Source organism: Rosenbergiella epipactidis (assembly GCF_018494055.1).
GTDB classification, from domain to species: domain Bacteria; phylum Pseudomonadota; class Gammaproteobacteria; order Enterobacterales; family Enterobacteriaceae; genus Rosenbergiella; species Rosenbergiella epipactidis.
The window spans coordinates 30,913-49,976 of the sequence record NZ_JABBFQ010000012.1; the positions used below are offsets into that span (position 1 = coordinate 30,913).

Here is a 19,064-nt window from a genome sequence, read left to right on the forward strand (position 1 = left end):
TAATGAATAAAACAATTGATTGGCCGAGTTATATTACCCAAATGAGCCTGCTGCTCGATTTACAACTCGATGCGTCGCGCCAAGATGAACTGGCTCTACAACTCGCCCGTATTGCCGATATTGCCGCTCCATTAATGGCTTATCCACTCGATGATCGCCAAGAAGTAGGAGGCGTCTGGAAACTATGAATCTCGCCTCCTTGACGATCAAAGCGCTGCATCAACGTTGGCTATCCAAGCAGCTCAGCGCGGTAGATATCACCGAGCATTATCTCTCGGCGATCGCTGCCGCGAATCCCGAATTGAATGCTTGGACGACCCTTACCGCCTCAAGAGCACGACAACAGGCTATAAGCTTGGATAAACAGCGTGATGCGGGCAACCCGTGTGGGCCGCTCGCCGCGATTCCTTATGCTGTTAAAAACCTGTTCGATGTTAAGGATGAAGTAACTCTCGCAGGGGCTGAACTTTTCAGCCAACGTCAGCCAGCTCTAGAAGATGCTTGGGCGATTCAACAGCTTAATCGGTCGGGAGCGATCCTTACCGGTATGCTTAATATGGATGCTTACGCCTATGGTTTTACCACCGAGAATAGTCATTATGGTGCATGCCGTAATCCTCTTGATATGACGCGTATCGCGGGGGGATCTTCAGGCGGTTCTGCTGCCGCGGTTGCGGCAGGCTTAGCACATTTCTCGCTGGGAACAGATACCAACGGGTCGATTCGCGTCCCCGCCTCACTATGTGGCGTCTTCGGCCTTAAGCCGACCTTTGGTCGCCTCTCGCGACGCGGCAGCCATCCATTCGTCGCCAGTCTCGATCATATTGGCCCGTTGGCCCGCCATGTTGAAGATCTGGCGCTGGTCTATGATCAATTACAAGGGCATGATCCCAGCGATCGCTTTCAATCCGATCATCCAGTAAACCCAGTTTCGACACAGCTCGGACAACAAAAAAAGACGTTAAAAGCCGCAGTGCTAGGCGGGTATTTTACACAGTGGGCGGACGATCAAGCCCGAGCCGTTACGACAAAAGTTGCTCAGGCGTTAGGGGCTGATCATGAAGTCGAACTGGTCGATGCCGAGTTAGCACGTTCTGCGGCCTTCTTACTCACTGCGAGTGAGGGAGGTAGCCATTATTTAAACGCACTACGTGAAACACCAGAGCGCTTCGAAGCCAATTCCCGAGAACGCTTATTGGCAGGATGCATGCTTCCCGCCAGCTGGCCTATGCAAGGACAGCGCTTTCGTGAACATTTTACTCGACAGGTGTTGGCACTGTTCGAGAAGTTCGATCTATTAATCGCGCCAGCGACGCCTTGTGCGGCGACAGTGATTGGGCAACAATCGATTGAGATCCAAGGAAAAACCTTACCGACGAAAGCCAGTATGGGGATGCTCGCGCAACCTATCTCTTTTGTTGGACTACCGGTATGTACCGCGCCAGTGCGTACGGATAACGGTTTATCGATTGGTGTTCAGCTTATCGCTGCCCCCTATCAAGAAGCGACGACTTTGGAAGCGGCGTGGCGCTTAGAGCAAAACAACGTGACGTTACAACAACTCTTTTAGGAATTATCGATGGCCGATATAACAATTAACCTCCCCCATGTCCTTGCAGAAGTGGAACACCACTTCAAGCGCTACGAAATCGCCCTGACCACTAACGATACCGAGGTATTGGACGAGCTTTTTTGGCATAGCCCCTATACGGTTAGGCTCGGCGCAGGCGAAAATCTTTATGGGATTGAAGAAATTCAGGCTTTTCGCGCAAGTCGCCCTGCCGCTAATTTGGACCGCAGCCTAAGAAATACCGTTATCACGACCTACGGCGAAGAGATGGCGGTGTGTAGCACGGAATTCACCCGTGATAACACCAGCAAAATAGGCCGCCAGCAACAAACCTGGATAAAGTTTCCCCAAGGTTGGCGAATCGTCGCGGCCCACGTCAGTGTGATGAGTTAAGGAATAAGGCCGCCCCTTATTCCTCTGAATTATCAGGGTGCTGGGTAATGAGTAACCCAGTGCTCTGCTATCTGCTGACGCGTACAGATCCACACATCGGGAAATTGTTGAAGATGATCAAGAAATCGTTGTAACGCGCGGAACTTACCCGGTCGTCCTAATAATCGACAATGCATCCCTATCGATAACATTTTCGGTGATGTCTCGCCTTCTTGGTAAAGGACGTCAAAACTATCTCGCAAATAGGTATAGAACTGCTCAGCGGTATTAAATCCCTGTGGCGTTGCAAAACGCATATCGTTACATTCCAGCGTGTAGGGGATCACTAAATGAGAGTGCTGTTGTCCATCTTGGGTGGTCACCGGCATCCAGAAAGGCAGATCATCGCCATAATAGTCGCTGTCATACAGATAGTCGCCTCGCTCGACTAATAACTGGCGTGTAGCGGGGCTATCTCTACCGGTGTACCAGCCCACTGGCGGTTTGCCAAACAATTCGGTGAGGACAGCTGTTGCTTTTTCCATGTGCTCAGCTTCTTGCTCTGGGGACATACCTTGATAATGAATCCAGCGCCAGCCATGACTGACCACATCATAGTCCGCCTCACGAATGGCTTGAACAATCTCCGGATGACGGGCGAGAGCCATGGCAACACCAAATACGGTTAAGGGTAGCCCACGGCGTTGAAACTCTTGGTGTATCCGCCAAAATCCAGCGCGAGAACCGTATTCATACAGGGAGTCCATCGACATATGACGGTCAGGATAGCTCGCAGCGCCGATAATATCGGATAAGAACTGTTCGGAGCCGGCATCACCATGGTCAACGTGATTCTCTGCCCCCTCTTCATAATTGAGGACGAATTGCACAGCAACCCGCGCATTACCGGGCCACTCAACTTTCGGCGGTTTACCTGCGTAGCCAATCAAATCTCGCGGATACTCTGCTGCAAGAAGTTCTTTGATAATCTCACTACCCTTCATCTAGAATACTCCATGAATCAAAAAACGATATCGTGAAACAATTGTTGCAAAGCCTGTGCCAACTTCGGCTCGGTGAAACAAAGGTTACGATATTCTTTCCGATTGTCTTATAAAAAAGGCCTCATCATGACTATTAAACTTCGTCCTTTAGAACGTGAAGATCTTCGCTTTGTTCATCAACTGGATAATAACGCTACCGTGATGCGCTATTGGTTTGAGGAACCTTATGAAGCCTTCGTTGAGCTTTCCGATCTCTACGATAAACATATTCATGATCAAAGCGAACGTCGTTTTGTGGTCGAGCACGAAGGGGAAAAAGCCGGTCTGGTGGAGCTAGTCGAAATTAACCATATTCATCGGCGGGCAGAATTCCAAATTATCATCGCCCCTGAGCATCAGGGTAAAGGGTTAGCCAATAAAGCAACGCGTGCCGCGATGGAATACGGATTTTCGGTATTGAATCTCTATAAACTGTACTTAATTGTTGATAAAGAAAACGAAAAAGCAATCCATATTTATTCGAAATTAGGCTTTGAAACAGAAGGAATTCTCAAGCAGGAGTTCTTTATTAATGGCACATACCGTGACACCTTAAGAATGTGTATTTTCCAGCCTCAATATTTGGCGAAATTTCACAGCGGTAATGACAATCAGTCGTTATTACCGCCCACAGCTCAGTAGCGATATAATGCGATACCGCTAGGTCCACAAGGCTTGTCTAGCCGAACATGCTGCATAAGTAACGTTCTAAGACGATACGCGAACTGAAACCATGAGGAATTCCATAATGCTCTTGATTATCACTGGCAAGATAGAGCGGAAATTCCTTATAGTGATCGCAGGTTTTTAAATCGGACGTCGGCTCTGCAAAATTCTGACTGCGCTCTTTGAGAGTAGGATGGATGACTAAAGCCGTTCTTCCTAGGCGAGCTTCACGATTCACGTAAACATAGTGGTCGGCGCGGCGATAACCATAGGTTTTCGGGGTTACCACGTCGACTTCAAATCCCGCTTTTTCTAATACCTTAGCCACTTCATCCGGTCGTAAATACATATAAAAACTCCTTAATTTTTTATCAGCGAACTTTATCCTAGCCCAACAAGCTTGTAGTTCAGATCATTCGGAATTTTCTCTAAGATTATACAAATATCAAAAGCTGTCTATAATTATTAACACGAATTCAAATCTTGGAGAATATGATGGCTAAGAAATTACAACAATATGATTTACCAGAAGATAATGCCGACGTTCAAGAACTGGCTGATTCTCTAGAGGCCCTTTTAAATTCTTACGGTGATGATGCCAAAGAAGGGATCGATGAAGCACGCAGTAACGCAGAGCGCCTGCTCAAGAAAACACGTGCCACCTTTAATGAAGGTAAGAAATCACTTCGAGAAAACTTATGTGACTCTGGCTGTCAAGCAACGCAATGGGTTCAAGATAACCCTGCTTCAGCATTAGGCGTCACTGCGGCAGTAGGCTTCGTATTCGGTCTATTACTGTCACGTAAATAGCGCGTTAATGACTTAAATTTACCGCACTAAACCAGCGCTCAGTCGCTGGTTTTTTTTTGTATTTTTTTCGCCTAAAATCCCCCTCGCCCCCCGTTCATTTACTTAGCATGATAATTATTAGTCATACATTTTTTAATTAAATTTATTTATTGAAAAAATTTCCCCTAACCGCTTGTCATGCCTAAGAAAATTCCTATCTCAATGCATATATATGCAAATTAAATTGCATAAAAAGGTTGTTGATGCATTTCAGTATGATAGGTTTAGTTATCTAACTATAAGGGAATAATTCATAACTTAATGATTAAATAAACAATATCAGGAAATTACTGTAAACATGACAATAAAACTCCAAGTCAAAAATTTGCATGAAATTTTTGGGGGTAACCCTGAGCGCGCCTATAAGTTGCTCGAACAAGGTTACGACAAAGAAAGCATACTCGATAAAACTGGCTTATCAGTCGGTGTCAATAACGTCGACCTTACGATTCACGAAGGCGAGATATTTGTGATCATGGGATTATCAGGTTCCGGTAAATCGACACTGGTCAGGCTACTTAACCGTTTGATTACTCCTAGCCGCGGTCAAGTGCTGATCGACGGCCAAGATATCGCCCAAGTCTCTGACAAAACGCTGCGCGAAATACGGCGAACAAAAATCAGTATGGTCTTCCAATCCTTTGCTCTGATGCCTCATATGACAGTACTCGACAATACCGCTTTTGGTATGACCTTGGCTGGCGTTGAGAAATCACAGCGACTGAGTAAAGCATTAGAAGCCCTTCGCCAAGTTGGTTTAGAAAAATATGCCTCCTCTTGGCCTGATCAGCTCTCTGGAGGAATGAGGCAGCGTGTCGGTTTAGCCAGAGCGCTGGCTAACGATCCCGACATTCTTCTGATGGACGAAGCCTTTTCAGCCCTTGACCCGCTTATTCGTACAGAAATGCAGGATGAGCTGGTCAAACTGCAATCGAAACAGCAACGTACGATAGTCTTTATCTCTCACGACTTGGATGAGGCGATGCGTATCGGGGATCGTATTGCCATTATGCAAAACGGTCAGGTCGTTCAGGTGGGCACCCCTGATGAGATCCTCAATCAACCGGCTAATGACTACGTAGAAACCTTCTTCCGAGGGGTCGATATCAGTCAGGTCTTCAGTGCGAAAGATATTGCCAAACCCGCCACTGGCTCAATTATTCTCCGAGTCAGCGGCTTAGGACCAAAATCAGCATTGAAGTTGCTGACCGATCAAGACCGCGATTATGGCTATGTCCTGAATAAGCAGCACTATGCTGGCATAGTGACCGCCGAAAGCCTCCAGCGTGCGGCTAAAGAAAATTTGCCGTTAGAACAGGCCTTTCTCTCTCATCTCTGACCTGTCGAAGCGTCAACCTCCTTAAGCGATCTCTTTACGCCGGTGGCAGATGCGCCCTGTGCCCTGCCAGTGGTCGATGAGACGCAGCAATTCTTGGGGATAATTTCAAAAAGTACGCTTTTAAAAGCTTTAAATCGCGAGGCCGGTAACCTATGACCACTACGACTAACGACCCTTGGAGTACAAGTTCCGATACAACAACCAGCTCTGATCCTTGGGGCGGGACAACCAACAACGCGACACCTTCGTCTACACCTGATCAAAGCGATTGGTTAAATAGCGCGCCAGTCGAGCATCACAGCTTCTCGATAAGTGATCCGTTTCATTCAACACTTATCCCACTCGATCACTGGGTGACGGTGGGGATCAATGGCCTTGTCGAGCATTGCCGTCCGCTATTTCAAGGAATACGGATACCTATCGACTATATTTTAAGTAGCTTTCAGCAGTTACTCACTCATATTCCCGCCCCCGCGGCGATTATCCTCTTTGCTTGCCTCGCATGGCAGCTAACCACCGCGCGTATGGGAATCGGCACGTTCGTCGCGCTGATTTTTATTGGCTGCATTGGTGTCTGGAACGATGCAATGATTACCCTAGCATTAGTCCTCACCTCGCTATTCTTCTGTGTGTTGATAGGACTTCCGCTGGGTATTGCTTTAGCACGCAGTGATCGTGCCGCAAAAGTGGTACGCCCTTTATTAGATGCAATGCAGACAACGCCTGCTTTTGTCTATTTGGTCCCGATTGTGATGCTATTTGGTATCGGTAACGTACCGGGTGTGGTGGTCACCATTATTTTTGCTGTGCCGCCAATTATCCGCCTGACGATCCTCGGAATTAAGCAAGTGCCTGAGGATCTGATCGAGGCGAGCCAATCTTTTGGCGCGAGTCCGCGGCAAATGCTATGTAAGGTTCAGCTTCCTATCGCGATGCCTTCTATCATGGCAGGTATCAACCAAACGCTTATGCTGGCACTGTCCATGGTCGTCATCGCCTCAATGATCGCGGTCGGCGGGTTAGGCCAAATGGTTTTACGGGGTATTGGTCGTCTGGATATGGGACAGGCCTCTATCGGCGGGGTCGGTATCGTTATTCTCGCTATTATCCTCGATCGGTTAACACAGTCCTTCGGCGTTGATAAACGCCATCAGCGCCACCAGCGTTGGTATCAAACTGGACCTATCGGTCTGCTCACTACTCCTTTTCGTCGCACCACTCACCGTTGAGAACTGACTATGCGTAAATTACTTATGACTTCTGCAGCCCTGACTCTACTCACCAGTGTGGGCGCTCAAGCTAGCGATCTTCCTGGACAAGGTCAGACAGTTAAACCTATTCAAAGCACGATTACCGAGGAAACGTTCCAAACCTTATTGGTTAGCCGGGCATTGGGGAAATTAGGCTACCAAGTCTCTGCGCCCGAAGAAGTCGATTACAATGTCGGCTATACCTCGATTGCTAAGGGGATGCGACCTTCATGGCCGTGAATTGGCAGCCCTTACAGGAGAATATGTTCGATGCTGCAGGCGGTAATTCAGCGTTTTATCGGCAAGGGCATTATGTCACGGGTGCAGCACAAGGCTATTTGATCGATAAAAAGACTGCTGAGCACTATCACATCACGAATATCGAGCAGTTAAAAGATCCTAAACTCGCAAAACTCTTTGATAGTAATGGTGATGGTCGTGCCGACCTAACAGGCTGCACACCCGGCTGGGGATGCGACACTGTAATTGCCTATCAAATGAAAGCCTATCAGCTTGAGCAAACCGTCTCTAATAACCAAGGGAACTACGCGGCGATGATGGCTGATACCATCACGCGATTTAAACAAGGGAAGCCTATCCTCTATTATACTTGGACACCTTTCTGGGTCAGCGATGTACTCAAGCCAGGTAAAGATGTTGTTTGGGTAGAGGTTCCTTTCTCTGCTGATCCACAGAAGACCAATACCGCATTACCTAATGGTAAAAATTATGGTTTCCAGGTCAACAACATTAATATCATCGCGAATAAACAGTGGGCCGAGAAAAACCCCGCTGCTGCTAAACTTTTCGCAGAAATGAAGTTACCGTTAGCCGATATCAATGCAGAGAATGCTGCCATGCGCGCCGGCCAAAGTTCTGAAGCCGATATTAATCGTCATGTCGATGGATGGATAAAGAGTCACCAAGCCTTGTTTGATCACTGGGTCACCAACGCTTTACACTAATCTCTCATCTTATCAAGGGCCCGTCGTGGCCCTTACTATTATGCATCTTTTGCCCAAAGCTTTCGCACTAACTCGTTCATACTATCGCGCTCTATAACACGACTAGATAATTAGCATTGAAGTAGTCATCTTAGTTATTTTATCGCTGGTAATCAGTTTCAATCTATGACAACGTTAACGGTTAGGTAATTACTCTTCGTCTGCACATTGCGGTAACGAGTCGTTAGTACATAGCTGTAAAAATGAGGTGTGACTTGGACAGTTCTTTCGAACCAATTGAGAAAATGTTATCTAATTTGTCGCTTCGCCACGACAATTATCCTGTACGTGTGGTGTTGTTAACACGTCTACATATGCATATTCAAACCAAGCTTCTTGAAAATCGTAATAAAATGCTCAAAGATCGTGGGCTTAATGACACCATCTTTAATGCATTATTGACCTTGGATGCTTGCCAAAACCAAAGTATCCAACCTTCGGAATTAAGCTCTGCATTAGGCTCTTCTCGTACCAATGCAACACGCGTTGCCGATGAACTCCAAAAACGAGGTTGGGTTGAACGTCGTGAAAGCGATAACGACCGCCGATGCCTAAATCTCCACCTTACTGATGCCGGCTATGAGTTTCTTTGCGAGATACTTCCCCCTCAATACGACAGTTTCCAAGAAATATGGGGAATTCTTTCTTCAGAAGAGCAAAACCAACTGGAATCTATCTACCGAAAACTACTCAATCATTTAGATACTTTTTCGCATAATTCTCCACCGAGTTCCGAGTAAGAATAAAAACTGATTAATACTTTCGATTGATACACTTCACTGAGCTGGAGTGTTTTTTTATTTGTAGTCTTTATGGCAGGATTAAGTTATGACTTCCGTTGAAAAACCACCTTCAGCAACTGACACCCCTTCAAGAAAAAAACGTAAACCTCTTTTAATGCTACTTCTGGCCGCCTGCATTGTTATCGCAATTGCCTACGCTCTATATTGGTTTTTAGTGTTGAGCCACCAGCAGGATACTGATGATGCTTACGTTGCCGGAAATCAGGTGCAAATATCCCCTCAGGTTTCAGGTAGCGTGAGTAAAGTATGGTTTGATAATACCGACTTGGTACATAAGGGCGATATACTTGTCTCGTTAGATAAAACCGATGCAAATCAAGCACTGAATAAAGCTGAAACCGCATTGGCCAGCAGTGTGCGACAAGTGCGTCAATTAATGATTAATACTCGTCAATATCAAGCAAATATCGCGTTAAAGCGTACTGCACTTGATCAGGCTGAAGCTGATTTAGCGCGTCGTGAACCCCTCGCCCAACGCCAATTGATTGGTCGAGAAGAGTTACAACATGCTCGCGATACCGCCGCCAGCGCTAAAGCCTCTCTCGACGTCGCGATTCAGCAACTCAATGCGAATCAGGCCATGATATTGAATACGCCTTTAGATCAGCAGCCCGTCATCCAGCAAAGTGCTGCCGCACTCAGAGATGCTTGGCTGGCGCTCCAACGTACCGATATTCGTAGTCCTATCGACGGCTACGTATCCCGCCGTAGTGTACAAGTCGGCGCACAAATCACACCAAGTAGCGCGCTGATGGTAGTCGTCCCCAGCCAAGAATTATGGGTAGATGCTAACTTTAAAGAGACACAACTTGCAGAGGTACGCATTGGTCAGCCAGTCACCGTGACAGCCGATATCTATGGTGATGCAGTCACCTATCATGGCAAAGTCGTCGGTTTGGATATGGGAACAGGCAGTGCCTTCTCTCTGCTCCCCGCGCAGAATGCCAGCGGAAACTGGATTAAAGTGGTACAACGCTTACCTGTACGCGTCTCCTTAGATCTGCAAGATCTCCAGCGACATCCGCTACGCATCGGACTCTCGACTCAGGTAACCATCGATGTCAGTAATACCTCTGGTCAGGCACTGGCCACGGTGATGCGTAAATCTCCTGCTTATGAGAGTGATGCATTAACCTTACAGTTACAGCAGGCCGATCACATTATTCAGCGAATCATTGCCGCTAATGCAGGGTAACCACCATGGCGCCTAATGAGAGAAAGCCTTTAGAACACGCACAACTGGTATTGATGACGATTGCGTTATCGCTGGCGACCTTTATGCAAGTTCTTGATTCAACCATCGCGAATGTCGCGATACCGACGATTGCAGGCGACTTAGGGGCATCGAACACTCAAGGGACTTGGGTTATCACCTCTTTCGGTGTCGCGAATGCGATCTCAATTCCGCTGACTGGGTGGCTGGCACGCCGTTTTGGCGAGGTAAAGCTATTCGTTGCGTCGACGGCGGCATTTGCTATCGCTTCTTGGGCTTGTGGTATGTCAAATACCCTAACCATGCTGATCGTTTTCCGGGTCATTCAAGGTGTAGTAGCAGGTCCATTAATTCCTTTGTCCCAGAGCTTATTACTCAATAACTTCCCGCCAGCAAAGCGAAGTATGGCCATGTCGTTATGGGCAATGACCGTGATTGTGGCACCGATTTGTGGCCCGATTTTAGGCGGCTGGATCAGCGATAATTACCATTGGGGCTGGATATTTTTCATCAACGTTCCGATAGGTATCGTCGTGGTAGTACTCGCCCTGAAAACGCTTGGTAACCGCGAGACACCAACCCGTAAGCAGCCGATTGATATTGTCGGATTAGTTATGCTGACCCTAGGGATTGGCTGTTTACAAGTGATGCTGGATCGCGGTAAAGAGCTGGACTGGTTTAGTTCTACGGAGATCATCACCCTTACGGTAGTGGCGGTCATCGCTTTGCTGATTTTGATTATCTGGGAGCTTACCGATGAACATCCCATCATCGATCTGTCGTTATTTAAATCGCGGAATTTCTCTATTGGCTGTGGTTCGATTAGCTTAGCCTACATGCTCTATTTCGGGACCATCGTGCTACTGCCCCAACTCCTCCAAGAGGTCTTCGGTTATACCGCGACTTGGGCGGGCTTGGCTTCTGCACCGGTCGGAATACTTCCGGTTATACTCTCGCCGATCATTGGCCGTTTTGCGCCACGCATCGATATGCGCTATCTCGTGACGTTTAGCTTTATTATGTACGCGATTTGTTTCTATTGGCGCGCCTATACCTTTGAACCTGGGATGACTTTTGCTGATGCCGCCTGGCCACAATTTATCCAAGGTTTTGCGGTAGCCTGTTTCTTTATGCCTTTAACAACCATTACCTTGTCAGGCCTTTCGTCAGATCGGATTGCGGCAGCCTCTGGACTGTCAAATTTTATTCGAACACTCGGGGGATCGATAGGCACCTCTATTACTACCACACTATGGACCAATAGAGAGGCGATGCATCACAGCCAGCTAACCGAATCGGTCACGGCTTATAATCCTAATGCTCAACAAAGCTATCAACAGTTGGAATCTTTAGGGATGAGCCACCAGCAAGCCTCAAGCTATATTGCTCAGCAAATTACTGACCAAGGATTGATTATTTCCGCCAATGAGATTTTCTGGGCGGCTGGCGGGATATTCATCATGCTATTAGTCGTCATTTGGTTCGCTAAACCGCCTTTCCATTCTGGCGGCGGCGGCGGCGCTCACTAAAAAAAAGCGCCTTTCGGCGCTTTTTTTATGCTTTCTGTTGACGCCACCATTCGCCTAACAAAATGCCGGCGGCAACTGACACATTTAAACTTTCAATATTTCCGGTCCCCCCGATAGAGAGACTAATATCCCCTTGGCGCAAGGTATCCTGATGTAACCCTTCCCCTTCTTGCCCTAAAACAAAAACAGTTTTTGCCGGGAACGTCGTGGAGGCCAAAGGTTGCCCTTCATGACTGGAGGTCGTGACAATGCTATAGCCAGCACGGCGGAAGGCATCAAGGCCTTGTAGGAAGGATGGTGCCGTGACGGCACGTACGTGCTCAGCGCCACCTTCTGCTGTTCTCACGGCTGCGCCAGATTCGAGTAAGTTAGCATCATTAACTAAAATCGCCTTTGCCCCAAAGTGGGCACAGCTGCGCATGATCGCACCGAGATTATGTGGGTTACCTACGTTCTCTAACGCCACAACACAGTCTTGTTCTGCTGCTTGCGATAACCATGCCGCAACATCTAATCCCGTTTGTTTCTTAATGATGAAGCATACGCCACCATGATGGTCTGTGCCTGCGGCTTTAGCTAACTCGCTATCGTCGACCACATGATAGGCCTTACGGTTTGCCGCTAACCAACGCAAGGTTTCACGAAAACGAGGTGTGACACTCTGCACGAACCAAGCTCTCACAATGGCTTCAGGCCGGCTTTGGAAGAGAGCCTGGCAGGCGTTTTCGCCGTATACCCGCGTCTCTTCTTGGCGCTGACGACGGAGCTGTTCCGGGTCAATATAACTTTTAGCCGTCAATCCCTCTTCTTCGCCTGATGCTTGGGTAGACTCTGCCTGTTCTGTAGGACGTTTAGAGACGGTACGCCATGGCGAATCATTACGATGAGAGGAAGAGTCATTACGGCGTGAAGAGGCCTCATCACGGCGAGGAGATGACGATGAACGACGATCTGTCGGAGCCTTGCGGTCTGCTGAGCGACCACCTTTACCCGTCCGCGGGTTGCCGCTGCTGCGCGAAGAAGACGCCTCTTCACCGCGCACATACATTACTTTCACTTTACTGCTTTTACTTTTATTTTCGTCGTTCATCACATTCTCCTGTTACTGAGCGCGCAGATTACCTGATGTCTACGCGCTTAGCTATCTTCTTTATCGGTGAATTAACGATCACTCTACCAGAAATAACGCTCACGCGTAGCATCCCCCGCCCAACTCCATTAAACTGTATTTTTTATCCAGTATCGATCTGTTATGACTCATTGTAATGCCGTATTACAGCTCCGCGCTCAACGTTTAGCCGCCGCAACACGTCCATTTCTTGCACGCGGTAATCGTGTAAGCCGTTGTCAACGTTGCCTCTTACCGCAACGTAATTGTCTGTGTTCTACAATACAACCTCAGGTTGCACGCAGCCGCTTTTGTTTAATGATGTACGATACAGAACCGATGAAGCCCAGTAATACGGGAAGGCTGATCGCCGATATTCTGCCAGAAACCTTGGCTTATCAGTGGTCGAGAACCGCTTTTGACGATAAAGATTTTCTTGAAAATATCGCGCCTAATTATCAGCCAATGGTGGTATTTCCTGCTAGCTATGCGCGAGCCGATAGAACCGTGTTAGACCGTCCTCCTCTTGAGGGTAAGCCACCTCTTTTTATTCTGTTGGATGGTACCTGGAGTGAGGCTCGAAAAATGTTTCGTAAAAGCCCATGGTTGGCGAACTTTCCGGTGATCTCGGTCGATGTGTTAACGCCCAGCCAATATACTTTGCGCGAGGCACATAGTGATGCGCACCACTGCACCGCTGAAATTGCCGCTGCGCTACTGGACCAGGCCGGTGATGCAGCCGCCGCTCAACAGTTATCTCAACATTTTACCTTATTTCGTGAACGCTATTTGGCCGGTAAACCCCATCACCCTATCCATACACGACAAGCTTAGCGATTATATAGGCCACCGCTAACGGAGGAGCCATGAGTCAACTCGGATTAGAAGCATTACTGAAGCCCAAATCCATTGCAGTAATTGGCGCATCACGAAAAGTAGGCCGGGCAGGCCACCTTATGATGAAAAACCTCTTAGCCGGTGGCTTCTCTGGGGCTATCTTACCGGTTAATCCCAACTACTCCGCCGTCTGTGGCGTTATGGCCTATCCAAGCATTACCGCGCTTCCAGTCGTGCCCGACTTGGCCATTCTCTGCACCCATGCTCGGCATCTCGCACAACTCCTCGACGAATTAGGGGAAAAGGGCTGCCGGAGCTGTATTATCCTATCGGCCTCGCCAGAACATTTCTCTGAGCTAGTCGCTCAGGCTTCTCGCTGGAAGATGCGATTATTAGGGCCGAATAGCTTAGGCTTAATTGCGCCCCATCAGGGACTGAATGCAAGCTTTTCCCCTGTACCGGTTGCCCGAGGAAACGTTGCCTTTATCGCGCAATCGACTGCCGTCGCTAATACCATTCTTGATTGGGCACAACAGCGGAAAATCGGCTTCTCATGGTTTATTGCCTTGGGGAATGGCATAGATATCGACAGTGACGACTTACTCGATTTCTTAGCCCGAGATACTAAAACGCACGCTATTTTAATCGCCCTAGAACATTTGAACGATGCACGTCGTTTCGTCTCTGCGGCGCGCAGTGCATCGCGGAATAAACCTATCGTCATGTTCAAAAGTGGCCGCAGCCGTGCAGCTCGTCTATTAGTGGGCAGCGAACAGACCTTCGATGGAACTTGGGATGCCGTAATTCAACGTGCAGGCATGCTGCGGGTTTACGACTCTCACGAGTTATTCTCGGCGGTTGAATCCTTAAGCCATATGCGGCACTTCAACGGTGAGTCGCTATTTATTGTCAGTAATGGCGTTGCCCCGGCAGCTTTGGCCTTAGATGTGCTGGAAGAACGCCAAGGGACTTTGCTTCAGCTCAGCCCCGCAACAGCACAACGTTTACGCGAACGGTTACCCGATAATATCCCTGTCACCAATCCTCTTGATCTAAAAGATGACGCGACAACCCAACTCTATCTTGACGTTACCGCGATATTACTCGATAGCCCAGAGGCCGAGGCAATTATGGTGATCCATGCGCCGAGTGCGGTCTCCCCTGCAACGGAGTGTGCTGAACAATTAGCCAAGCTTTACACTCAACATCCGCGCGCTAGATATAAAACGTTGTTAACCAATTGGTGCGGGGAGTACTCGTCGCAAGGCGCTCGAACGCTCTTTTCGCAAGCAAGGATCCCTACTTGGCGGACCCCCGAGGGAACAGTCACCGCGTTTATGCACCGAGTTGCCTATCATCGTAACCAAAAACAACTGAGAGAAACTCCCGCAAAGCTGGCGGTACAACCCTTAGGACGCACTGATGTCCGCGAATATTTACAACAGCAGGTCGCGAGTGGCTTATCTTGGATACAGGGCGCAGACTTTGCTCGTGTGTTAGCCGGCTACGGTTTCTTGCAAGCAGAACAGAGTATAGCGGGTGTTCAGGAACCAGACCGACAACGGATACGGATCGTGGTACAACATGACCCTCTCTTCGGTCCTATCATTTTAGTGGGTGAGCCCAGCGAGATGTGGCATGAGGATAGGCAGGCTGTAACATCATTGTTACCCTTGAATATGGCGTTAGCGAATCACCTTATCGCCCAAGGCATTCATCAACAAAAAATGTTTCGCCGTTGGACAGTTCAATCAGAAGCGATCTATCAACTGAGCCAGATCCTCGTTCAGCTTTCTGATCTCATCATCGATTGTCCGGAAATTACTACCTGTCAGCTCGACCTCTTCGTGGCTAAACGGACGCCATTACTATTAATCGATGGCAAGCTCTCCTTACAGACCTTTCAAGGAGATAGTGAAGATCGACTTGCTATCAGACCTTACCCTCAAAAATATGAGCAATGGGTAAGATTAAAAGATGGTCGGAAGGCCTTGTTTCGCCCGATTCTTCCTGAAGATGAACCCCAATTGTTAGCGTTTATTGGACAAGTGACGAAAGAAGATCTTTATTACCGCTATTTCAGTGAGATCAATGAATTCACCCATGACGATTTGGCGAATATGACGCAGATTGATTACGATCGAGAAATGGCATTTGTCGCGGTGATTCAAGAGAACGATATCGAGACGATTATCGGTGTAACGCGAGCCATTTCCGACAGTGATAATATTGATGCCGAATTTTCTATCTTAGTACGTTCCGACCTAAAGCGCTTAGGGCTTGGCAGAATGTTATTGGAAAAGATGGTCAGTTACACGCGAGATCATGGTTTACAACAGTTAAATGGTATTACCATGCCGAATAACACGGGAATGATCGCTCTGGCTAAACAACTTGGCTTTAGCTGCAAAAATAGCGTGGAGGACGGTATTGTTACCTTACGTCTAGCGTTAGAATCGCCTAGAGAAAATAGCCATAGTTAGCCCTTTTGATGCTATAGTGTCGAGTTAAGGTTCCCGAGTCTTATCCTGTTTTTCGATTCCTAATAGAAGAAGCGTAATGCGATGTTGCCAAAAAATAAAATGAATTCTCACCAGCGATACCTTGCAGAACTACCAAAATTGCCGCAATCAATCTCTGATTTTTCATTTTTGTACTCTGCAGCAGAGTTTCATCACACGCTTTTGAAAAAAATAGCTCAGGCTCAATTCAGAATCTGTTTGGTCGCGCTCTATTTAGAGAACGATGAAGCAGGTCAGTCGATCATGGCTGCGCTCTACCAAGCGAAACAAAATAACCCTCAGCTAGATATCAGTATTTGTGTCGATTGGCATAGAGCACAACGCGGCCGTATCGGCGCGGCGCGGGGTGAAACGAATGCTGATTGGTATTGTAAATTGGCTGAACAAGCAGGTGAACTGGCAATCCCTGTCTATGGTATTCCGGTTAATACACGTGAAGCGTTAGGCGTACTGCATCTTAAGGGATTTATCTTCGATGATACGGTGATTTACAGCGGCGCCAGCATCAATAACGTCTATCTTCAACAGCAAGAACGTTATCGATACGATCGCTACCAAATCATGAACAACCCCGCCCTAGCGAACATCATGTTCGATTGGATCAGCATTAATCTTAAGCAATCCGATGCCGTACACCGATTAGATCTCAAAGATCGCCCGACCAGTCTTGAGATCAAGAATGAGACCAAGATTTTCCGTCAAGAATTGAGAACCTTTAATTACGAGCTAGAAGATTTAGCTGATGAACAACAACTGGCGGTCACTCCGCTAGCGGGTTTAGGTAAACGTAGCCTTCTCAATCAGACTATTTTTCATTTAATGCCTGCGACCGAAAAGAAATTGGTCATTTGTACGCCTTACTTCAACCTACCTGCTATTTTGGTTAGACATATCATTCGTCTGCTCCGTCAAGGCAAAGAGGTTGAGATTATTGTCGGAGATAAAACGGCAAACGATTTTTACATCCCGCCGGAAGAGCCCTTTAAAGTCATTGGTGCACTGCCTTATCTTTACGAGATCAACTTACGACGCTTTGCGAGTCGGCTGCAATATTATCTCGATAATGAAAAGCTCACGGTCCGGTTATGGAAAGATGGTACGAACAGCTATCATCTAAAAGGTATTTGGGTGGATGAGGAGTGGATGCTACTTACCGGCAATAATTTAAACCCTAGGGCTTGGCGCTTAGATCTTGAGAATGCAATATTAGTGCACGACCCTCATCATCAGCTGGCTGAACAGAAGCGTAAAGAACTCTCCTTAATCAGAGAGCACACCACAATCTTACGCCAATTTCATAATTTAGAGAGTATTGCGGATTACCCAAATCGAATCCGCAAACTAATTCGACGTTTACGTCGGATTAGAATCGATAAACTGATCAGCCGCATACTGTAGCCGCGATCTGCCAGCCATGCTGGCAGATCGCTTGTCGTTTACAGTTTTTCGACCGCTTTTTTATTCGGTAAACTCATACTGATAACTAATACGACAATCGCCATTACTGTCACATACCAAAAGAAGCTAGATTCCATCCCTTTTTGCTTCAAACCTAATGCAACAAACTCAGCTGACCCACCAAATATTGCGTTACCTATAGCATAAGGTAGCCCCACACCGAGTGCGCGAAGTTGCGGTGGAAAGAGCTCTGCTTTTAATAATCCACTGACTGCCGTATAGAAACTACAGATGACTAGTGCAACAAATATCAGTAAGAAAATAACGACTAGACTGGAGACTGAGGTTAGATAAACCATGATCGGTACTGTGAATAACATTAGGCCGACAGCAAAGATGATAACTGAAGCTTTACGGCCTATTTTATCTGATAGCGCTCCTGCTATGGGTTGAAGCACCATAAATATTAATAAAGCCCCCGTCATAAGCAAGCTACTGACTTTGGCATCTAACCCCACACTGTTAATCAGATATTTTTGCATATAAGTCGTAAAGGTATAGAAACTTAAGGATCCCCCTGCGGTGATGCCAATAACTTTAATGAACGGCCGCCAATGATGACGGAGGAGGTAAACTAAGCTGCCAGCATTTTTATCAGTACGCTGCGTTTCATCACTGGTTTCATGTAACGACTTTCTCAGCCATAGGGCAACAATAGACAACGCGGCACCTATTAGGAACGGGATACGCCAGCCCCAAGCACGTAAGCTCTCATTATCGATAAGCTGCTGTAAAATAACGACAGTTAGTACCGCCATCAATTGCCCACCAATCAATGTGACATATTGAAAAGAGGCATAGAATCCTTTTCTTCCCTCCGTCGCGACCTCACTCATATAGGTAGCACTAGCACCGTACTCCCCGCCCACCGAGAGACCTTGCAACATTCTCACAACCAATAGAAGGATCGGTGCGAATAAGCCGATTTGGTTATATCCGGGTAAAAAGGCAATCACTAACGATCCAAAACACATGATATACACCGATATTAGCATCGATTTTTTACGGCCAAACCGATCACCAATAAATCCAAACAGCCATCCACCAATGGGCCTCATCAGAAACCCTGCGGCAAAGACCCCTGCTGTTTGCAGTAACTGAGTTGTTGCATCACCTTGAGGAAAGAAAATATGTGCAAAATAGATTGAGAAAAAGGAATAAACATAAAAGTCGAACCATTCGACTAAATTTCCTGATGAGGCGCCCACAATAGCTTTAATTCTCTGGATATCACTCAATGTAGTAGTTGGTGATATCACCCTTTCTCTTGTCATAGCGAGAACCTCTGATTAGTAAACTTTTTATAAGCGTGACTAATCAGAATAAGAGGTTGATAACCAAAGTAAAGTGATGTTTTTGATAGATGAGGAATTAATCAATATTAATAGGTGTAAATTGCTCCCAATGCAAAAAGGCCATCCGCGAGGATGGCCTTTTTGACTTATTGGATGCCTGGCAGTTCCCTACTCTCGCATGGGGAGACCCCACACTACCATCGGCG

16 protein-coding genes and 2 pseudogenes are annotated in these 19,064 nt (G+C 47.2%); 14 read left to right on the forward strand and 4 right to left on the reverse strand.

The window, feature by feature from the left end:
* Positions 1 to 2 precede the first annotated feature (2 nt).
* From hpxX to hpxZ, 3 genes are read left to right on the forward strand one after another with little or no spacing between them, the layout of a single operon-like run.
* Positions 3 to 188: an oxalurate catabolism protein HpxX gene (hpxX, locus tag HGT71_RS15080; protein WP_214218520.1), complete on the forward strand. Its 186-nt coding sequence runs from the start codon at positions 3 to 5 to the stop codon at positions 186 to 188.
* Positions 185 to 1,570 (forward strand): AtzE family amidohydrolase, encoded by a 1,386-nt coding sequence (locus HGT71_RS15085; RefSeq protein ID WP_214218522.1) that lies wholly within the window; start codon positions 185 to 187, stop codon positions 1,568 to 1,570. Before hpxX ends, HGT71_RS15085 begins: the two co-directional genes overlap by 4 nt.
* Before the next feature lie 9 nt (positions 1,571 to 1,579).
* Positions 1,580 to 1,963: an oxalurate catabolism protein HpxZ gene (gene hpxZ, locus HGT71_RS15090; protein WP_214218523.1), complete on the forward strand. Its 384-nt coding sequence runs from the start codon at positions 1,580 to 1,582 to the stop codon at positions 1,961 to 1,963.
* Positions 1,964 to 1,995: 32 nt separating this feature from the next.
* Here the strand turns inward: hpxZ and puuE are convergent, their stop codons facing one another.
* Entirely contained in the window at positions 1,996 to 2,946 is a 951-nt protein-coding gene (puuE, locus tag HGT71_RS15095) for an allantoinase PuuE (RefSeq protein WP_214218524.1), read from the reverse strand.
* A 126-nt stretch (positions 2,947 to 3,072) separates the two neighbouring features.
* On the opposite strand from puuE, the gene speG reads away from it, so the two are divergent.
* Positions 3,073 to 3,627 (forward strand): spermidine N1-acetyltransferase, encoded by a 555-nt coding sequence (gene speG, locus HGT71_RS15100; RefSeq protein ID WP_214218525.1) that lies wholly within the window; start codon positions 3,073 to 3,075, stop codon positions 3,625 to 3,627.
* 37 nt (positions 3,628 to 3,664) lie between these two features.
* Here the strand turns inward: speG and HGT71_RS15105 are convergent, their stop codons facing one another.
* Positions 3,665 to 4,000, reverse strand: coding sequence for a DUF2002 family protein (locus tag HGT71_RS15105; RefSeq protein WP_214218530.1), 336 nt, complete (start codon positions 3,998 to 4,000; stop codon positions 3,665 to 3,667).
* A 146-nt stretch (positions 4,001 to 4,146) separates the two neighbouring features.
* On the opposite strand from HGT71_RS15105, the gene HGT71_RS15110 reads away from it, so the two are divergent.
* From HGT71_RS15110 to emrB, 7 genes and pseudogenes are all read left to right on the forward strand, one after another.
* Positions 4,147 to 4,461, forward strand: coding sequence for an ElaB/YgaM/YqjD family protein (locus tag HGT71_RS15110; protein ID WP_062812331.1), 315 nt, complete (start codon positions 4,147 to 4,149; stop codon positions 4,459 to 4,461).
* A gap of 337 nt (positions 4,462 to 4,798) precedes the next feature.
* Positions 4,799 to 5,995: pseudogene (gene proV / locus HGT71_RS15115) on the forward strand (glycine betaine/L-proline ABC transporter ATP-binding protein ProV).
* The gene (gene proW, locus HGT71_RS15120) at positions 5,992 to 7,068 is read left to right on the forward strand and encodes a glycine betaine/L-proline ABC transporter permease ProW (protein ID WP_214218531.1); all 1,077 of its coding nucleotides are present in this window, start codon (positions 5,992 to 5,994) and stop codon (positions 7,066 to 7,068) included. Before proV ends, proW begins: the two are co-directional and overlap by 4 nt.
* 9 nt (positions 7,069 to 7,077) lie before the next feature.
* A pseudogene (gene proX, locus HGT71_RS15125) lies at positions 7,078 to 8,054 on the forward strand (glycine betaine/L-proline ABC transporter substrate-binding protein ProX).
* Between the two features lie 254 nt (positions 8,055 to 8,308).
* Positions 8,309 to 8,833 (forward strand): transcriptional repressor MprA, encoded by a 525-nt coding sequence (gene mprA / locus HGT71_RS15130; RefSeq protein ID WP_214218532.1) that lies wholly within the window; start codon positions 8,309 to 8,311, stop codon positions 8,831 to 8,833.
* Between the two features lie 88 nt (positions 8,834 to 8,921).
* Complete coding sequence (gene emrA, locus HGT71_RS15135) at positions 8,922 to 10,091, forward strand: multidrug efflux MFS transporter periplasmic adaptor subunit EmrA (RefSeq protein ID WP_214218533.1); 1,170 nt, start codon at positions 8,922 to 8,924, stop codon at positions 10,089 to 10,091.
* 5 nt (positions 10,092 to 10,096) lie between these two features.
* Complete coding sequence (emrB, locus tag HGT71_RS15140; protein ID WP_214218534.1) at positions 10,097 to 11,638, forward strand: multidrug efflux MFS transporter permease subunit EmrB; 1,542 nt, start codon at positions 10,097 to 10,099, stop codon at positions 11,636 to 11,638.
* Between the two features lie 25 nt (positions 11,639 to 11,663).
* Here the strand turns inward: emrB and HGT71_RS15145 are convergent, their stop codons facing one another.
* Positions 11,664 to 12,728, reverse strand: a complete 1,065-nt coding sequence (locus HGT71_RS15145; RefSeq protein ID WP_214218536.1) for a tRNA/rRNA methyltransferase — start codon at positions 12,726 to 12,728, stop codon at positions 11,664 to 11,666.
* A 162-nt stretch (positions 12,729 to 12,890) separates the two neighbouring features.
* On the opposite strand from HGT71_RS15145, the gene HGT71_RS15150 reads away from it, so the two are divergent.
* From HGT71_RS15150 to pssA, 3 genes are all read left to right on the forward strand, one after another.
* Positions 12,891 to 13,580 (forward strand): tRNA-uridine aminocarboxypropyltransferase, encoded by a 690-nt coding sequence (locus HGT71_RS15150; RefSeq protein WP_214218537.1) that lies wholly within the window; start codon positions 12,891 to 12,893, stop codon positions 13,578 to 13,580.
* A gap of 32 nt (positions 13,581 to 13,612) precedes the next feature.
* On the forward strand, positions 13,613 to 16,066 hold the full coding sequence (locus HGT71_RS15155) for a bifunctional acetate--CoA ligase family protein/GNAT family N-acetyltransferase (RefSeq protein WP_214218539.1): 2,454 nt from the start codon (positions 13,613 to 13,615) through the stop codon (positions 16,064 to 16,066).
* 81 nt (positions 16,067 to 16,147) lie between these two features.
* On the forward strand, positions 16,148 to 17,503 hold the full coding sequence (gene pssA / locus HGT71_RS15160) for a CDP-diacylglycerol--serine O-phosphatidyltransferase (RefSeq protein ID WP_214218541.1): 1,356 nt from the start codon (positions 16,148 to 16,150) through the stop codon (positions 17,501 to 17,503).
* 38 nt (positions 17,504 to 17,541) lie between these two features.
* On the opposite strand, the gene HGT71_RS15165 is transcribed toward pssA, so the two are convergent.
* On the reverse strand, positions 17,542 to 18,837 hold the full coding sequence (locus HGT71_RS15165; RefSeq protein ID WP_214218543.1) for an MFS family transporter: 1,296 nt from the start codon (positions 18,835 to 18,837) through the stop codon (positions 17,542 to 17,544).
* Positions 18,838 to 19,064: the final 227 nt, after the last annotated feature.

What these genes read in the sequence shown, in the direction of transcription:
- hpxX (WP_214218520.1), top strand. Translation starts at nt 3, where the DNA reads ATGAATAAAACAATTGATTGGCCGAGTTATATTACCCAAATGAGCCTG.
- HGT71_RS15085 (WP_214218522.1), top strand. Translation starts at nt 185, where the DNA reads ATGAATCTCGCCTCCTTGACGATCAAAGCGCTGCATCAACGTTGGCTA.
- hpxZ (WP_214218523.1), top strand. Translation starts at nt 1,580, where the DNA reads ATGGCCGATATAACAATTAACCTCCCCCATGTCCTTGCAGAAGTGGAA.
- puuE (WP_214218524.1), bottom strand. Translation starts at nt 2,946, where the DNA reads ATGAAGGGTAGTGAGATTATCAAAGAACTTCTTGCAGCAGAGTATCCG.
- speG (WP_214218525.1), top strand. Translation starts at nt 3,073, where the DNA reads ATGACTATTAAACTTCGTCCTTTAGAACGTGAAGATCTTCGCTTTGTT.
- HGT71_RS15105 (WP_214218530.1), bottom strand. Translation starts at nt 4,000, where the DNA reads ATGTATTTACGACCGGATGAAGTGGCTAAGGTATTAGAAAAAGCGGGA.
- HGT71_RS15110 (WP_062812331.1), top strand. Translation starts at nt 4,147, where the DNA reads ATGGCTAAGAAATTACAACAATATGATTTACCAGAAGATAATGCCGAC.
- proW (WP_214218531.1), top strand. Translation starts at nt 5,992, where the DNA reads ATGACCACTACGACTAACGACCCTTGGAGTACAAGTTCCGATACAACA.
- emrA (WP_214218533.1), top strand. Translation starts at nt 8,922, where the DNA reads ATGACTTCCGTTGAAAAACCACCTTCAGCAACTGACACCCCTTCAAGA.
- emrB (WP_214218534.1), top strand. Translation starts at nt 10,097, where the DNA reads ATGGCGCCTAATGAGAGAAAGCCTTTAGAACACGCACAACTGGTATTG.
- HGT71_RS15145 (WP_214218536.1), bottom strand. Translation starts at nt 12,728, where the DNA reads ATGAACGACGAAAATAAAAGTAAAAGCAGTAAAGTGAAAGTAATGTAT.
- HGT71_RS15150 (WP_214218537.1), top strand. Translation starts at nt 12,891, where the DNA reads ATGACTCATTGTAATGCCGTATTACAGCTCCGCGCTCAACGTTTAGCC.
- HGT71_RS15155 (WP_214218539.1), top strand. Translation starts at nt 13,613, where the DNA reads ATGAGTCAACTCGGATTAGAAGCATTACTGAAGCCCAAATCCATTGCA.
- pssA (WP_214218541.1), top strand. Translation starts at nt 16,148, where the DNA reads ATGTTGCCAAAAAATAAAATGAATTCTCACCAGCGATACCTTGCAGAA.
- HGT71_RS15165 (WP_214218543.1), bottom strand. Translation starts at nt 18,837, where the DNA reads ATGACAAGAGAAAGGGTGATATCACCAACTACTACATTGAGTGATATC.